General features: G+C 41.9%; 13 protein-coding genes and 1 other RNA gene. 7 read left to right on the top strand and 7 right to left on the bottom strand.

Annotated elements, in window-relative coordinates; all coding sequences use genetic code 11:
- Window positions 1–56: 56 nt before the first annotated feature.
- Both queC and WDV75_RS03710 read right to left on the bottom strand, forming a co-directional pair.
- A complete protein-coding gene (gene queC, locus WDV75_RS03715; protein ID WP_273558712.1) occupies window positions 57–755 on the bottom strand; it encodes a 7-cyano-7-deazaguanine synthase QueC in 699 nt (232 codons plus the stop codon).
- A 32-nt stretch (window positions 756–787) separates the two neighbouring features.
- Window positions 788–1,840, bottom strand: coding sequence for a PLP-dependent cysteine synthase family protein (locus WDV75_RS03710; protein WP_273558714.1), 1,053 nt, complete (start codon window positions 1,838–1,840; stop codon window positions 788–790).
- Between the two features lie 122 nt (window positions 1,841–1,962).
- Here WDV75_RS03710 and WDV75_RS03705 point away from each other — a divergent pair, with 122 nt between their 5' ends.
- The 5 genes from WDV75_RS03705 (at window position 1,963) to amtB (ending at window position 7,805) form a co-directional block, all read left to right on the top strand.
- Entirely contained in the window at window positions 1,963–2,436 is a 474-nt protein-coding gene (locus WDV75_RS03705) for an Lrp/AsnC family transcriptional regulator (RefSeq protein ID WP_189759797.1), read from the top strand.
- 56 nt (window positions 2,437–2,492) lie between these two features.
- Complete coding sequence (locus tag WDV75_RS03700; protein WP_273558716.1) at window positions 2,493–4,241, top strand: SmdA family multidrug ABC transporter permease/ATP-binding protein; 1,749 nt, start codon at window positions 2,493–2,495, stop codon at window positions 4,239–4,241.
- Entirely contained in the window at window positions 4,234–6,003 is a 1,770-nt protein-coding gene (locus tag WDV75_RS03695) for a SmdB family multidrug efflux ABC transporter permease/ATP-binding protein (RefSeq protein WP_273558717.1), read from the top strand. Before WDV75_RS03700 ends, WDV75_RS03695 begins: the two co-directional genes overlap by 8 nt.
- A 168-nt stretch (window positions 6,004–6,171) precedes the next feature.
- A complete protein-coding gene (glnK, locus tag WDV75_RS03690; RefSeq protein ID WP_047766799.1) occupies window positions 6,172–6,510 on the top strand; it encodes a P-II family nitrogen regulator in 339 nt (112 codons plus the stop codon).
- A gap of 14 nt (window positions 6,511–6,524) precedes the next feature.
- Window positions 6,525–7,805 (top strand): ammonium transporter AmtB, encoded by a 1,281-nt coding sequence (gene amtB / locus WDV75_RS03685; protein ID WP_273558718.1) that lies wholly within the window; start codon window positions 6,525–6,527, stop codon window positions 7,803–7,805.
- A 68-nt stretch (window positions 7,806–7,873) separates the two neighbouring features.
- On the opposite strand, the gene tesB is transcribed toward amtB, so the two are convergent.
- Complete coding sequence (gene tesB, locus WDV75_RS03680; protein WP_273558719.1) at window positions 7,874–8,728, bottom strand: acyl-CoA thioesterase II; 855 nt, start codon at window positions 8,726–8,728, stop codon at window positions 7,874–7,876.
- Between the two features lie 735 nt (window positions 8,729–9,463).
- On the opposite strand from tesB, the gene ffs reads away from it, so the two are divergent.
- Window positions 9,464–9,560, top strand: an RNA gene (gene ffs, locus WDV75_RS03675) — signal recognition particle sRNA small type.
- An 89-nt stretch (window positions 9,561–9,649) separates the two neighbouring features.
- Here ffs and WDV75_RS03670 read toward each other — a convergent pair.
- The 4 genes from WDV75_RS03670 to WDV75_RS03655 all read right to left on the bottom strand — a co-directional run bounded on the left by WDV75_RS03670 (window position 9,650) and on the right by WDV75_RS03655 (window position 15,288).
- Window positions 9,650–9,853: an HHA domain-containing protein gene (locus tag WDV75_RS03670; protein ID WP_047766794.1), complete on the bottom strand. Its 204-nt coding sequence runs from the start codon at window positions 9,851–9,853 to the stop codon at window positions 9,650–9,652.
- A 48-nt stretch (window positions 9,854–9,901) separates the two neighbouring features.
- On the bottom strand, window positions 9,902–10,270 hold the full coding sequence (gene tomB, locus WDV75_RS03665) for an Hha toxicity modulator TomB (RefSeq protein WP_189759792.1): 369 nt from the start codon (window positions 10,268–10,270) through the stop codon (window positions 9,902–9,904).
- Window positions 10,271–10,924: 654 nt separating this feature from the next.
- Complete coding sequence (locus WDV75_RS03660) at window positions 10,925–14,074, bottom strand: efflux RND transporter permease subunit (protein ID WP_273558720.1); 3,150 nt, start codon at window positions 14,072–14,074, stop codon at window positions 10,925–10,927.
- A 14-nt stretch (window positions 14,075–14,088) separates the two neighbouring features.
- Window positions 14,089–15,288 carry an efflux RND transporter periplasmic adaptor subunit gene (locus WDV75_RS03655; RefSeq protein WP_273558722.1) on the bottom strand — a complete coding sequence of 400 codons (1,200 nt, stop codon included), beginning with the start codon at window positions 15,286–15,288 and terminating at the stop codon, window positions 14,089–14,091.
- A 142-nt stretch (window positions 15,289–15,430) separates the two neighbouring features.
- Between WDV75_RS03655 and acrR the strand changes: the two genes are divergently transcribed.
- On the top strand, window positions 15,431–16,081 hold the full coding sequence (gene acrR / locus WDV75_RS03650) for a multidrug efflux transporter transcriptional repressor AcrR (RefSeq protein WP_273558724.1): 651 nt from the start codon (window positions 15,431–15,433) through the stop codon (window positions 16,079–16,081).
- Window positions 16,082–16,088: the final 7 nt, after the last annotated feature.

The following is a 16,088-nucleotide window of genomic DNA, read 5'->3' as shown; positions in this document are numbered from 1 at the left end:
AATGAGAGGCTCGTGGAACCTCTCATGGATAATATTAATGAGACAAAATGTTTTGATTAACTGAGATGTGTTTTGGATTTCATATCTAACATCGTGGCTTGGGTATTGCTTAAATAATAATTTAATCCTTTAGCTCTGAGGTGGCAGGCTGCGCATTCACCGCATCCGTCACCTTGGATACCGTTGTAGCACGTAAGGGTTCTATTGCGAACAAAATCTAATTTTTGATAATAATCTGCCAATGCCCAAGTTTCCGCCTTGTTTAACCACATTAGCGGCGTTTCGAAACGAATATCGCGAGCGATTCCAAGGCTGACGGCTTTATTGAGTGCTTTGACAAATTCATCACGGCAATCTGGATAGCCCGAAAAATCTGTTTCACAAACGCCAGTAATAACGGCTTCAGCTTTAACCTGATAAGCATAAATTGCCGCCAGAGTTAAAAACAATATGTTACGGCCAGGCACAAAAGTATTTGGGAGGCCACTTTTTTCACTTTCACAGAAATCGGGTACGGGAATATTGTCTCTTGTCAGGCTACTGATTGCGAGCTCGTTTAATAAAGTCACATCAAGCACTTTGTGAGCAGCAACGCCCAATTCTTTGCTTATACGACAAGCTACATCAATTTCAGCACGATGACGCTGTCCATAATCAAAGGTGACACAGTGAACTTCGTCATATTGGTGGAGTGCCTGAATTAAACAAGTGGTGGAATCCTGTCCACCACTGAATACAACAACGGCTCGTTTCATGATATCTACCTCAATAAATTGAAGGAGGTATGTTACTCATAACCATTTAACTTGGGTAGTTGTGTTAGATACTGTGTGATATCACCGATATTATTGCGAACCCATTCTGGGTTGTAATAAGTATCAAGGTAGCGCTCCCCACTATCACAGAGTAATGTCACAATTGCACCTTGTTGGTTGTTATCGTGCATTTGCCTGGCGAGTTGCAAAGCTCCCCAGACGTTAGTTCCTGTTGATGCTCCCGTTTTTCTGCCAATGAGTTTTTCAAGCCAATAAATGGTAGCTATTGTGGCAAGATCGGGAACTTGGATCATGTCATCGATAACCGTAGGAATAAAAGAAGGTTCTGCGCGTGGGCGGCCAATTCCTTCTATTTTGCTGCCCGTGCCTCCGCAAATATCATGGCGGTTCTGGTGGTAGCAATCGTAGAAGACGGAGTTCTCTGGATCGACAACAATGAGTTTAGTGTCATATCCTTGGTAGCGGATATAACGACCAAGTGTCGCAGATGTACCACCCGTTCCTGCACTCATAACGATGTAAGTTGGTTCAGGAAAAGGCTCTAGTTGCATCTGGCGGAAAATACTTTCTGCAATATTATTGTTTCCTCGCCAGTCAGTTGCTCGTTCGGCATAGGTAAACTGATCCATGTAATGGCCATTAAGCTCTTTTGCCAGGCGCTCTGATTCTTGATAAATCAAGGCGGAATGCTCTACAAAATGGCATTTACCACCATAGAACTCAATCTCTTGAATTTTGCGTTTAGCAGTACAGAAAGGCATAACCGCAATAAATGGTAAACCAAGTAAGCGGGCAAAATAAGCTTCCGAAACAGCGGTACTTCCAGATGAAGCTTCAATGATAGGTGTTCCTTCCTGGATCCAACCATTCGTGAGTGCATACAGGAATAGGGAACGTGCAAGTCGATGTTTGAGGCTACCAGTGGGATGAGTGCTCTCATCTTTGAGATAAAGATGAATATCTGGAAACATTGGGAGGTTAAGACGAATGAGATGTGTATCAGCACTGCGTTGATAATCAGCCTGGATAGCTTTTATGGCATTTTTAGCCCATAAAGACGACATAAATTGACCCTAAATAATAATACCGTAGTGGTATATAGATTACTCTTACATGCGGAGAAATAGGTTGTTATTTTTCTGTAATTATCCGTTATATTGGGGAAATATTTCTATAGGATTTAGATATGTTAGATAAAATAGACCGTAAGCTACTGGAGCTGCTCCAACAGGATTGTAGTCTATCCTTGAACGCACTGGCTGAAGCCGTTAATTTGACGTCGACACCTTGCTGGAAGCGCCTTAAACGACTTGAAGATGAAGGTTATATTGTTGGCAGGGTTGCCTTGTTAAATGGGGAGAAACTCGGTCTGGGTTTGACAGTGATCGTGATGATTAAAACCCAGCAACATAGCAGTGAATGGTATGAACAGTTTGTCAGCTTTATAAAAGAGATGCCAGAAGTCTTAACTTTTTATCGCATGGCGGGTGAATATGATTACCTGATGCATATAGAAGTTGTTGATATGAAGAGTTATGATCATTTCTACAAGCGTATGGTAAATGGGGTTTCTGGTTTGATTGATGTGACTTCTAACTTTGCCATGGAAAAGATCAAATATACAACGGCGCTGCCAATACCTGATTCAGTAACATCATAAAGATCCCTTTGGTCGGTAGGTGCTAACTCTTTCATTTTTACCTTGGGAATAGGTGTGTGAGATTATTTTCACAATTAAGCTGGTATTTTATTCGTGAATGGCGGCGTTATCTGGGGGCTGTCATTTTTCTCGTTTTGATTGCGGTGCTGCAACTCATTCCTCCCCACTTAGTTGGGATTATCGTTGATGGCATTAGCACAAAGACAATGACCTTCCGTCAGCTCTTCATGTTGCTGGGGTTCATGCTGTTCATTGCCTTGGTTATCTATGGTCTGCGATATGTTTGGCGTGTATGGTTATTCGGTGCTTCCTATCGGCTAGCGATTAAGCTGCGTGGTGACTTCTACAAGCGTCTGAGTAGTCAGAATCCTGAATTTTATTTGCGTCATAGAACAGGCGATCTCATGGCGCGCGCAACAAATGATGTTGACAGAGTTGTTTTTGCCGCAGGTGAGGGAGTCCTTACTTTGGTTGATGCTTTAGTCATGGGATGTTCTGTCCTAATTGTCATGAGCGTGGAGATAAGTTGGCAATTAACTTTGTTATCCCTCGCGCCGATGCCCATTATGGCCTTGGCGATTAAGCATTATGGTGATCAGCTTCATCATCGTTTTAAATCTGCGCAAGGCGCATTCTCTGTACTGAATAACCATGCGCAGGAAAGTTTGACGAGTATCCGCATGATAAAAGCGTTTGGATTGGAAAAACTGCAATCTAATCAGTTCGAAGAAGTTGCTATTGAAGCTGGGCGTAAGAATATGCATGTTGCGCGTGTAGATGCGCGTTTTGACCCTACCATTTTCATTGCTATTACTGTTGCAAACCTCTTAGCGGTCGGCGGAGGGAGTTGGATGGTGGTGAATGGTTCTATGACACTTGGTGAACTGACCAGTTTTGTCATGTATCTGGGATTGATGATCTGGCCTATGTTGGCATTGGCATGGATGTTCAACATTGTTGAGAGAGGAAGTGCTGCTTATACACGTATCCGCAGTTTGTTGCAGGAACCACTGGTAACCGAAGATGGTGTGTTGTCTTTGTCTTCAGAGCGGGGGCGTTTGCAGGCAAATATCAACGTATTTACCTATCCCAAAAGCGATAAACCTGTTTTGGAAAATATCCATTTCCAACTAGAGCCTGGTCAGTTATTGGGACTTTGCGGATCAACGGGGGCAGGGAAGAGCACTTTATTGGCTTTGTTGCAACGGCAGTTTGATGTAACCGATGGAGCTATTCTTTTCCAGTCAACAAATATCTCTGTGCTTCGAATGGAAGAGTGGCGTTCACGATTGGCTATTGTCAACCAAACTCCTTTTCTGTTTTCGGATACGGTTGCCGGTAATATTGCGTTGGGGCGACCCGATGCAACTCAAGAGCAAATAGAAGAAGTCGCTCGTTTAGCAAGTGTACATGATGATATTTTGCGATTGCCTCAGGGTTATCAAACAGAAGTTGGAGAACGCGGTGTGATGCTTTCTGGGGGGCAAAAACAGCGTATATCCATAGCCAGGGCTTTGTTGCTAGAGACGGAGATTTTAATCCTTGATGATGCCTTATCAGCCGTTGATGGTCATACGGAACACCAGATTATGAAAAATCTTAGCCAATGGCGGCAACAGCGCACTGTTATTATCAGTGCGCATCGGCTGTCGGCATTAACGGAAGCCGATAATATTTTGGTTATGCAACATGGCTCAGTTATACAACATGGCCAGCATAAACAGCTTATCACCCAATCAGGTTGGTATTCCGATATGTATCATTACCAACAACTAGAAGCTGCATTGGGTGGAGAAAATGACTAAAACTCATACAGGTAAGCTATGGCCGTCATTAAAGCGCTTGCTTTCTTACGGCAAAAACTACCGCAAACCGATGCTCATTGCTGTATTGATGTTGTGGATTGCTGCATTGGCAGAGGTAAGCGGCCCCCTGCTTGTAAGCTATTTTATCGACAATATGGTGGCAACAGGAAATTTACCGCTCGATATTGTCGGTGGGCTTGCTGCCATCTTCTTGATTTTGCAGTTTATTGCTGCTGTTTTACACTACTATCAAACATTACTTTTTAATCAGGCATCTGTGGGTGTGGTGCAGAAGCTTCGTACTGATGTGATGGATTCAGCATTACGTCAACCATTAAGCGCTTTTGATAATCAACCCGTTGGACAACTGATATCCCGCGTAACAAATGATACTGAAGTCATTAAGGATCTGTTTGTTAATGTGATTCCAATGGTATTTCGCTGTGCTGCACTAATTGGCGCCATGCTGATAGCTATGTTTGTTTTAAATTGGCGTATGGCATGTGTTGCGATCGTAATATTTCCGGCAGTTTTTCTTGTCATGATGATTTACCAGCGCCTGAGTACCCCAATAATTAGGCGAGTTCGCGGTTATCTGGCTGACATTAATGATGGTTTCAATGAAACCATTAATGGAATGAGTGTGATTCAGCAGTTCCGCCAGCAAGCTCGTTTTGGCGAGAAAATGTTGGCTACCAATCGAGCACATTATCAGGCTCGTATGCAGGCTTTACGGTTAGATGGTATCTTATTAAGGCCATTATTGAGTTTCTTTTCTGCTGCTATATTGTGTGGTTTGCTCTTATTGTTTGGTATCAAAGGCACTGAGGTTATTGGCGTTGGTGTACTGTATGCCTTTATTAACTATCTTGGGCGATTAAATGAGCCACTGATTGAGTTAACTTCACAACAATCGGTATTGCAGCAAGCAGTGGTTTCAGGAGAACGTGTTTTCGAATTGATGGATAGTCCACAACAGCAATATGGCAATGATTTGCGGGCGTTAGAAAGTGGCAGAATTGATATTGAAAACTTAAATTTTGCATATCGCGATGACAAAATTGTCTTAAGCGATATTAACTTGCATGTTCCTCCACATGGGTTTGTGGCCTTAGTTGGGCATACAGGAAGCGGAAAAAGCACTTTAGCTAATTTGATTATGGGATACTATCCGTGGCAAGACGGTGAGATCTATCTTGACAGGCGTTCCATATCTTCGCTTTCTCACTCAGTGCTGCGTAATGGAGTGGCAATGGTGCAGCAAGATCCTGTTGTTTTGGCCGCTTCATTCTTCAACAATATCACGTTAGGTCGAGATATCAGTGAAGAGAAAATATGGGAAGTGTTGGAATTAGTTCAATTAGCTGACTTTGTTCGTCATTTGCCCGATGGTTTGAATTTCGTTTTGGGAGAACAAGGGAATACACTTTCAGCCGGCCAAAAACAGCTGTTAGCAATGGCTAGAGTTTTAGTGCAAACGCCACAGATCCTTATTTTGGATGAAGCAACCGCGAATATTGACTCTGGGACAGAACAATCAGTACAGAAAGCGCTGAGAATGATCCGCAAACAGACGACATTGGTGGTAATTGCTCATCGGCTTTCAACCATTACCGAGGCTGATTCTATATTAGTGCTGCATCGTGGTGCAATTGTGGAGCAAGGTCAGCATCAACAGCTATTGGAAAAGCGTGGACGCTATTACCAAATGTACCAACTCCAGCAAGTTGGCGAGACGTTGAATGAATCAGTGCACGTTTAGCGTGCATATTTAGGCTGCGTATAGGGAGCAGATGTATTTTCTGTTCCCTTTTTTATTCCTTCTTTAAAGATGTTTTTCGATAACAAGCTGATTAAACATCCTTTTTAACTTTTGGCATATCCCTTGCACATATTCCCTTGTACTAGCGTAGTGAAAAACGGGGGAAATATGAAACTTATCACCATCATCATAAAGCCATTTAAGCTGGAGGAAGTGCGGGAAGCACTTGCTGATATAGGTATACAAGGTATGACTATAACAGAAGTAAAGGGATTTGGACGTCAAAAAGGTCATTCCGAACTTTATCGGGGGGCTGAATACAACGTTAATTTTTTGCCTAAAGTTAAGATTGATATTGCTACCAATGATGAACGAGTTGAAGAAATTATCCATGTTGTTCAGCAGACGGCTTTCACCGGAAAAATGGGGGATGGAAAAATCTTTCTCTTTGAATTGCAACATGCCGTCCGGATCAGAACGGGTGAAACGAATGATGCAGCACTGTAAATAAGGGAGGAAAAATGAAGAATAAATTTTTATCTATAGCGTGTATTGCAGCCAGTTTTCCTTCGTTTGCGATTGCTGCGGAAAGTAATCCCAATAAAGCAGACACGGTATTTATGCTAATCAATACGATACTTGTACTTTTTATGACAATACCTGGCATTGCCCTATTTTATGGGGGATTACTACGCAGCAAAAATGTGTTGTCACTAATGTCACAGGTGATTGTCAGTTTTTCATTGGTTTGTGTGCTTTGGATTATTTATGGATACAGTATGACCTTTGAGACGGGCAACTCTTTTTGGGGTGGCTTTAGTCAGGTTATGTTAAAAAATATATCCATAACTGATCTAACTGGTAGTTTTTATCAGTTAATTCATGTTGTTTTCCAAGGTGCATTTGCGTGTATTACTGTTGCTTTGGTGGTAGGCGCGTTATGTGAAAGAATTCGTTTTTCTGCATTGCTGATTTTTAGTGTGTTATGGCTGACAGCATCTTATATCCCTATGGCGCACATGGTATGGGGTGGCGGCTGGCTTGCTCAGGATGGAGCCTTGGATTTTGCTGGCGGGACTGTTGTTCATATTAATGCGGCAGCAGCAGGCTTGGTTGGTGCTTACTTACTTGGGAAGCGCTCAGGCTTTGGGCGGGAAGCATTTAAACCTCATAACCTGCCAATGACTTTTATTGGAACAGCGATCCTTTATATTGGATGGTTTGGTTTTAATGTGGGATCCGCTGGTGAAGTAAATGCTATTTCGGCGCTGGCCCTAGTGAATACGATGGCAGCAACGGCGGGAGCCGTGTTGTCATGGGTTTTCTGTGAGTGGCTATTTCGTCAGAAACCTTCGCTTTTAGGAGCATGTTCCGGGTGTATTTCGGGTTTGGTGGTCATTACGCCTGCTGCTGCAACAGTGGGTATCGGTGGTGCATTGGTGATGGGATTGATTGCAGGTATTGCTGGCTTATGGGGAGTCGTCATACTGAAGAAATGGCTACGTATTGATGATGTTTGTGATGTGTTTGGGGTACATGGAGTATGCGGCATTGTTGGTTGTTTGTTGACTAGTGTTTTTACTGCATCCGCTTTAGGTGGAACAGGATTTGCTGAAGGAATGACAGTGCTAAGACAGCTCGGTATTCAGGCAATTAGTATATTGGTCTGTATAGTTTGGTCATCAATAGCGGCTTATATTTCATTTAAGATCGCTGATAAGTTGGTTGGGCTACGGATTAATCTTGAGTCAGAAAGAGAAGGACTTGATATTACTTCCCATGGTGAAAGTGCTTATAACTGAGCACTTTTCTCTATTTGCAAATAGGTATGCCGTAATAACAGAAAAGTTGACTACGGCATACGAATTCATCATAACTTACGGATTACGCCCTCCTGAACCGCAGAAGCAATAAGCACGCCTGCACGGTTATAGATATGCCCACGGACAAAACCACGCGCTCCTGATGCTGATGGGCTTTCGATTGAATAGAGTAACCAGTCATCCATATTGAAAGGACGGTGATACCACATTGAATGATCAATCGTGGCTATTTGCATATTTGCCGCCATGAACTTTACGCCATGGGGTTGTAGTGCCGTGGGTAAGAAATTGAAATCGGACGCATAACCCAGCAAACAATGATGAATGACGGGCTCTTCTGGCATTTTTCCGTTGCTACGGAACCAAACATAACGTACAGGGACTGGGGATGAATGATTAGGTAGGTTCTGAAGAGGAACGAATTTCATCTCCAAGGGGGGCGTGGAAAAAACTTTTTTAAATTTTGCCGGGAGTGAGCTAGCCATTTTTTTTACAATTTCGTCTTGGGAATCTAACTCTTCGGGAGAAGGGACCAGGGGCATAGTATTTTGGTGTTCAAAACTTTCTTCATGTCCTTGAAAGGACGCGGTCATGTAGAAGATAGGATGACCATTTTGTATTGCGCTGACGCGGCGGGCACTGAAACTTTTTCCATCACGCAATACTTCAATATCGTAAATGATGGGCTTATGGCTATCACCTGGACGTAGAAAATAGCTATGAAAGGAGTGGATCATTCTATCATCCGCAACGGTTTGTTTTGCTGCATATAGCGCCTGGCCTATGACTTGACCACCGAAAACTTGAGGAAATCCTAAGTCTTCACTTTGTCCTCGGTAAATACCTTCTTCTATTTTTTCTAAATGTATCAAGTTAATTAAGTTTTGTAATGCTTGACTCATAACGTGCCTTTACTCTTAAGCATTTGAAAAATATATACGCATTAAACTTCAAGTTGCAATTTACAACACGATATGAAACTTGATGTCTCCCGCGCTTCGTGGGGAAAAATCACACGCATCTTGAAGTTAGATTGGTATAAATGAAAGATTATGGATAATAAGTTTTTATTTATTTGAAAATAAATGGATTAAGTTGTAAATAAAATTATCCATGAGTTTTTATTTTAGATGTGAATTATCACTGTTAATTTCATCAATGTTTATCAAATAATGCGAATGTATTGTTTTGTAGGTTTATCTTTTTATTTGTATGCACATTAAACTTCAAGTTGCGTCTTATCTCTCCCCCGTTACACGGGGAGAGATAAACAATCACATTGACTTACAAGCTGCAACTTGCAGTTGGATTGGCATATAATTATTTTTATTTTAAATGCTAAGGGTAGGGAAATTGTTATTTAACGTAGGTTGAAGTTGTGAAATTATGTGGCGATGATTCATTAGTGTTATTAAATATATCTATTGTTGCACCTGCTTGCTGTTCGTCTACTGTGAATTATCGCTTGAAAAAAATGCTAAAGGTATTCTGTTAAGTAAGTTTATTAAAATTTTGATGTTTTTTACAACGCCATGAGCAATAAAGCAGCATTCAAATGAAGTTGCCTTGCTATTTCATAATGTTTGGAAGATAATGGCCGCCGCTTCGGAATTTGAAGCTAACATCAATGGGGGCTCTGTTGGTTCTCCCGCAATGCTAACTTGTTAACTTGGTCAGGTCTGGAAAGAAGCAGCCATAGCAAGGGATGCGTGTGCCGGGATGTAGCTGGCAGAGCCCTCACCAATTCCAGGTTCATCATAAGATTATACTGTCAGCCGATAATAGCTACCGGCTCAAGTCACTTTCTATCTGAACATTACAGCTTAGCGGACAAATTTCCAAACAGATGATGGGATTTTATCATAGAGTTTATTCATGGTAAGTTCAGCCAAACGGTGATCAGCTGCGGAGTAGAACAATTCAAGTTCATCTTCCGAAAGCTCATATTTATTTTTTTCAATTACGCGTTCCAGTGTTTCAATAGAAGTGCATTTTCTTAAACGCATCAGATAGTCAGTTTTAGTCATAATCGCCTTATCTTATTTGGTATAGAAAAATAGTTAGAAATATATTTATCAGATTTTACTTAGAGAAGCGTTCAAATCATGTAACAGAACGTTAGTTAAGTGTTCGTTTGTTTTTTGCCATTTTGTAAGCTCAAGAAAGCTTATCTTATCACTTCCAAACAAATTATATGTTTCATCAAGATAGCCATCAATTAAGGTGCTCAGCGCGTGGTTGTCTGAGTATTTAATTTTAAAGCTCCAAACAAAAGCTGCAATGTGTTCAATCAATTCGTTTAGTTTTAAACTTTTCTCAGAGGTCAGGTCGTGAATCCAATGATTATCAGTGCGATTCAGGACGGAAAAAGCCTCATGAATTAAATTTTCGCATAAGTATTTTAATTCAGCAATATCATATCTTCTTGGTGAATATTCATCCATAATCACCCCCGTAAACGACTCACAGCTTATTTGAACTAAAGCTTATACATGCTAATTATTATAGTCATTCTTTTAGAATAGAGCCTATCAAAACATGATTATTATTTATTAATGTTAATACTCTATTTTACCTGTCTGCCAACTAGTTTTTTAACAATAGCTCATTTACGTTTAGTTATGACAAGAACACTAAATTCCGGCTAAGCCCCATTTCTGGCAAGCAATAGCAGCAATCATTATAGGCGATTGTATTGAGACTTTCAAAATCAATATAGCGTCATTATTACATATGTCACCATCGAGATGGAACACTTTTTACCATTAAAGGTGTAATCAAGAGAAAAACAAGGAAAGTTACCAACTTATCTTCTATTTATTATAAAAAACAGGAGATGGTGTCTTTTAAACCGACTTTTTTATTCATATACCCATCTAACTTCAAGATGCGTGTGATTTCTCCCCGCTAAGCGGGGAGAAATCGGGTTTCATATCGTGTTGTAAATTGTAACTTGAAGTTTAATGCGTATAAGTATTTATTTTAATTAGACTATGAATGAATTTTAACGCAGATATTGTCATCTTGTAATTTGCTGTTTGAAGGCGTTTCTACCCGTTAAAAAGGCCACATCAGTGGCCTTTTTAACATAGCTGAACTTAGTGAGGGGGTGAAATGTGTTCAAGCTCCTCATTTTTTTTCGTAAACCGCCGCTTAATGACAACGAAAAATACAGGGACGAAATAAATTGCTAACGATGTAGCTGCGATCATTCCTCCCAATACTCCCGTTCCTACAGCATTTTGTGCACCTGAACCGGCACCATTGCTCAATACCAGAGGCATAACACCAAGCATGAAGGCTAGAGAAGTCATCAGAATTGGGCGTAAGCGCATTCTGGCTGCTTCAAGCGTTGCTTCTATTAATCCTTTGCCTTCTTTTTCTATCAAATCCTTGGCGAACTCGACGATAAGGATGGCGTTTTTCGCAGACAACCCGATGGTCGTCAATAAGCCCACCTTAAAGTAAACGTCGTTGTCCAGTCCACGTATTGATGTTGCCAGTAATGCACCGATAACCCCCAGAGGGACGACTAGCATGACTGAGAACGGAACAGACCAGCTTTCATATAATGCTGCCAGACAAAGGAATACAACAATCAATGACAGCGCATACAGAGCAGGAGCCTGATTACCGGATAGACGTTCTTGATAAGACATTCCGGTCCAGTCATAACCAATTCCTGGCGGTAATTGTGATGCCAGTTGCTCCATAAGAGCCATGGCGTCACCGGTACTTTGACCAGGTGCTGCTTCGCCCACAATTTCCATAGAAGGAAGACCGTTGTAGCGTTCTAGACGTGGTGAACCATAAATCCAAGGTTCTTTCGATGCATCTATGAATGCAGAAAACGGCACCATTTCCCCATGATAGTTACGAACATACAACTTGCTGATATCGCTTGGTAACATGCGGTAAGGGGCATCAGCTTGAATATAGACTTTTTTGACTCGACCGCGGTCGATAAAGTCATTGACGTAAACACCGCCAAACATCGTGCTCAGGGTTGAGTTGATATTTGTTGTGGATACAGCCAAGGCTTCTGCTTTTTCCTTATCGATATAAACGCGATATTGTTGTGTGTCATTTTGCCCATTGGGACGAACACTCGTCAGCATTTCTGGGTGTTGTGCAACCATACCAAGCAATTGATTACGTGCTTCTGTCAGTGCTGTATGCCCCAGATTCCCTTTATCAATCAATTGGAAGTCAAATCCGCTGGCAGAGCCAAGTTCCACAATTGAAGGGATATTGAACGCAAAGACGAGACCTTCCTTGATTTGAGCAAAATTCGCATTCGCTCGAGCAACAATGGCCGGAACCTTATCTTTCGAATCCTTGCGTAGTTCCCAATCTTTTAAGCTGATAAATGCCAGGCCAGTATTTTGCCCTTGACCACTAAAACCAAAGCCGTTAACTGTAAATACAGATTTAACAACATCTTTTTCTTTGGTATAGAAATAGTCATTGATCTCATTCAATACTTTTTGTGTCTGTTCCTGAGTTGAGCCAGGTGGTAATTGGACCATTGCCAGTAAAACCCCCTGGTCTTCTTCTGGCAAGAAAGAGGATGGCAGATTTTTAAATATCCAGGCCATACCAGCGATCAACATGACATAAATCACCAAGTAACGCCCTGTACCACGTAACATCCGGCCGATACTATCAGTATAATGATGCGTGCTCTTTTCAAACAGATTGTTAAACCAACCAAAGAATCCGGTGTGAGTTCCATGGACGCCTTTGGCAACAGGCTTGAGCATCGTTGCACACAATGCTGGAGTCAGGATTAATGCCACCAGCACCGACAATATCATTGCTGAAACGATCGTGATTGAGAATTGGCGGTAAATTGCGCCTGTTGAGCCGCCGAAGAATGCCATTGGTACAAATACAGCGGAAAGCACCAGTGCGATACCGACCAGAGCGCCTTGGATCTGCCCCATTGATTTTTTGGTGGCTTCTTTCGGTGATAGCCCCTCTTCCTGCATAATTCGTTCGACGTTTTCCACTACAACAATGGCATCATCCACGAGCAGACCTATGGCAAGTACCATCGCGAACATGGTCAATGTATTGATGGAATAACCAAACGCAGCAAGAATGGCAAATGTACCAAGCAGTACAACCGGAACCGCAATCGTTGGGATAAAAGTAGCTCGGAAGTTTTGCAGGAACAAATACATGACGATAAACACTAACAGAATAGCTTCTGTCAATGTTTTCACCACTTCGAAAATAGATATTTTAACGAATGGTGTGGTGTCATAGGGGTAGACAACAGTTAACCCATGCGGGAAGAAAGGTTTCATCTCAGCCAGTGCTTCTTTAACGGCTTTGGAAGTATTTAAGGCGTTGGCATCAGTTGCCAATTTGATACCAATTCCTGCTGCCGGTTTGCCATTGAAGCGACCAATGATACTGTAATTTTCCGCACCTAATTGGATAGTAGCGACATCATGCAAGCGAATTTGTGATCCATTGGGATTCATGCGCAGCAAAATCTTGCCAAATTCTTCTGCCGAATTCAGTCGCGTTTGCGCGATGATCGAAGCATTTAAACGCTGACCTGGAACTGGCGGTGTTCCTCCTAATTGCCCCGCTGCGACCTGATTATTCTGCGCCTTAATTGCACTGATAACATCCTGAGTAGTGATTTTATAGTTGAGCAATTTGTCAGGGTTGAGCCAGATACGCATGGCATACTGCGTACCGAAGAGCATTGTTTCACCCACACCCGTAACACGGCTCAAGTTATCTTTGACGCTGCCCCCGATATAATCAGCGATATCATCTTGGGTCATGGAACCATCTTGAGAGATGAAACCTGCTACCATCAAAAATGAACTGGTGGTTTTATCAACACTAACACCTTGTTGCTGAACTTCTTGAGGCAATAGCGGCATTGCCAATTGCAGTTTATTTTGCACCTGAACTTGTGCGATATCTGGATCGGTACCTGCTTCAAAGGTCAGCATGATATTCATGTGTCCGGCAGAATCGCTGCTGGAAGACATGTACACGAGATTATCGATACCGTTCATGTTTTGTTCGATAACCTGTGTTACCGTGTTTTGCACTGTTGTCGCATCCGCTCCTGGATAAACTGCTGAAATGGAAATCGCAGGTGGTGCAATAGCGGGATATTGCTCCACGGGTAATTTCATGATTGCCAGCAAGCCAGATAGCATAGTGATAATCGCAATTACCCATGCAAAAATTGGCCGTTCGATAAAAAACTTAGGCATGAATCACCGACTCCTTATTGAGGCTTTTTTGCAGACTCAGCTTGATTAGCCGTAGGATTAGCATTCAAATCTGTTTCCGTTGGCTTGACCGTTATTCCCGGCGCTATTTTCTGCAATCCTGTGACGATTACTCTATCACCAGCTTTCAGACCGTCTGTCACCAACCACTTATTACCAATTGCCTGAGTAGCGTTGATATTGCGCAATTCTACTTTGCCGTCTCTATCTACAATTAGTGCGGTTGCTTGACCACGAGGTGTTCTGGTAACAGCTTGCTGAGGAACCAAGATCGCATTTTTGCGCACACCTTCTTCTAGCTTGGTGCGCACAAACATACCTGGCAGTAATTCTTCATTCGGGTTTGGGAACACGGCACGCATAGTGATGGAGCCTGTTGTTTCGTCAACCGTTACGTCAGAAAACTCAAGGTAACCTTCTTGACTGTATTCTTGTCCGGTGTCAGTGATTAGGCGGATTTTGGTTTTCTTGCTCTCTTTTTGAACGGTTCCTTTTGCAATTTCATTTTTGAATCGCAGATAGTCATCACTTGATTGCGTGATATCAACATAAATAGGATCTAACTGCTGAACAAGTGTCAGAGCTGTTGGCTGACCGGCAGAAACCAGTGCTCCTTCTGTGACGGTGGACTTACCCGCACGCCCAGAAATAGGGGAGGTTACTTTGGTATATGCCAAGTTGATTCTGGCATTTTCCAACGCAGCCTGAGAGGACTGAACATCTGCTTTTGCTTGAGCGTATTCTGAATTTGCTTTATCAAATTCCTGCTTACTCACGTATTGTGTGCCTAGCAAGGATTGATAACGTTCAACGGTTAAGCGGGAAACATTCTCATTGGCTTGCGCTCTGACTAAGCTTGCTTTGGCTTTACTGTATTCTGCTCGATAAGTTGCGGGATCTATTTGGTATAACGACTCACCAGCAACCACATCACTTCCTTCTTTATAATTACGTTTTAGTATGATGCCGCCGACTTGGGGACGAACCTCGGCAACACGATAAGCCGATGTACGGCCGGGTAATTCTGTGATGACCGTTAGAGGTTCTGCTTTCAGCGTTACGATACCCACTTCAGGAACATGCTGGCCAGCAGCCCCTTGCTGGGTATTTTTATTGTCATTACATCCTGAAAGAATGAAACTGCCTGAAATTACCAGTAATGTGGCCAGAGGCAAAACTCCCCTGTTCTTTCGCATAAGTAAACCTCAATTTTTCAATGTTGATTCGCTAATCTAACAAGTGAAATCATTACTTCGTTGGTTAATGGGTGCTATAGTACAAACATACATGAATGTATGTAAATCAGCCTTCGTCAAAAACAAAGTTTATGGCACTAAAATGGCACGAAAAACTAAACAGCAAGCAAATCAAACTCGTCAGCAAATCATAGATGCTGCGATAAAGACCTTTTCTGAGCGTGGAGTTTCTGCTACCTCGCTATCCGATATCGCAACTGCCGCTGGTGTAACGCGCGGGGCAATTTACTGGCACTTTAAAAATAAAACAGATCTACTTTCTGTTGTTTGTAGAATGCCAGAGCATAAAATAGACGAACTAGAGAAAAAGTATCAATCAAAATATCCTGATAATCCACTTATTGCGTTGAGATATTTATTAATTTCTGTGTTAAGAATGATGATGGATGATTCTCAGATTCGTCAATTAATGGAAATTTTTTTCCATAAATGTGAATTTGTTGGAGAAATATCTCCACTAGTAGAAGATATTAGGGAGATATGTATTTCTGATTATAAGAAGATTGAAAAAATGTTACTTGCTTGTATTCAATCTGGAGAACTACCCTATGATCTTGATTTCAGACGTTCTGCCATCATGTTGAGAGCATTGATGACGGGGATATTTGAGAACTGGTCATTCTCACCGGACAGTTTTAATATTCAAGAGCAATCTGCCCATTTGGTGGATAGTTTCATTGACACACTTAAATACAGCCATCATTTGCGTAACATTGAAGAAAACGACTCTTGAAGGGAAC

Origin of the sequence: Xenorhabdus griffiniae (assembly GCF_037265215.1) — a bacterium.
GTDB lineage: Bacteria > Pseudomonadota > Gammaproteobacteria > Enterobacterales > Enterobacteriaceae > Xenorhabdus > Xenorhabdus griffiniae.
Note: the sequence above shows the minus strand (reverse complement) of the source record. Positions and strands in the feature narration are given on the sequence as shown.

Bases quoted from the DNA above. Each gene is read 5' to 3' on its own strand.
- acrR (WP_273558724.1), top strand. From the start codon at position 15,431: ATGGCACGAAAAACTAAACAGCAAGCAAATCAAACTCGTCAGCAAATC.
- glnK (WP_047766799.1), top strand. From the start codon at position 6,172: ATGAAACTTATCACCATCATCATAAAGCCATTTAAGCTGGAGGAAGTG.
- tomB (WP_189759792.1), bottom strand. From the start codon at position 10,270: ATGGATGAATATTCACCAAGAAGATATGATATTGCTGAATTAAAATAC.
- WDV75_RS03670 (WP_047766794.1), bottom strand. From the start codon at position 9,853: ATGACTAAAACTGACTATCTGATGCGTTTAAGAAAATGCACTTCTATT.
- amtB (WP_273558718.1), top strand. From the start codon at position 6,525: ATGAAGAATAAATTTTTATCTATAGCGTGTATTGCAGCCAGTTTTCCT.
- WDV75_RS03695 (WP_273558717.1), top strand. From the start codon at position 4,234: ATGACTAAAACTCATACAGGTAAGCTATGGCCGTCATTAAAGCGCTTG.
- WDV75_RS03705 (WP_189759797.1), top strand. From the start codon at position 1,963: ATGTTAGATAAAATAGACCGTAAGCTACTGGAGCTGCTCCAACAGGAT.
- WDV75_RS03655 (WP_273558722.1), bottom strand. From the start codon at position 15,288: ATGCGAAAGAACAGGGGAGTTTTGCCTCTGGCCACATTACTGGTAATT.
- queC (WP_273558712.1), bottom strand. From the start codon at position 755: ATGAAACGAGCCGTTGTTGTATTCAGTGGTGGACAGGATTCCACCACT.
- tesB (WP_273558719.1), bottom strand. From the start codon at position 8,728: ATGAGTCAAGCATTACAAAACTTAATTAACTTGATACATTTAGAAAAA.
- WDV75_RS03710 (WP_273558714.1), bottom strand. From the start codon at position 1,840: ATGTCGTCTTTATGGGCTAAAAATGCCATAAAAGCTATCCAGGCTGAT.
- WDV75_RS03660 (WP_273558720.1), bottom strand. From the start codon at position 14,074: ATGCCTAAGTTTTTTATCGAACGGCCAATTTTTGCATGGGTAATTGCG.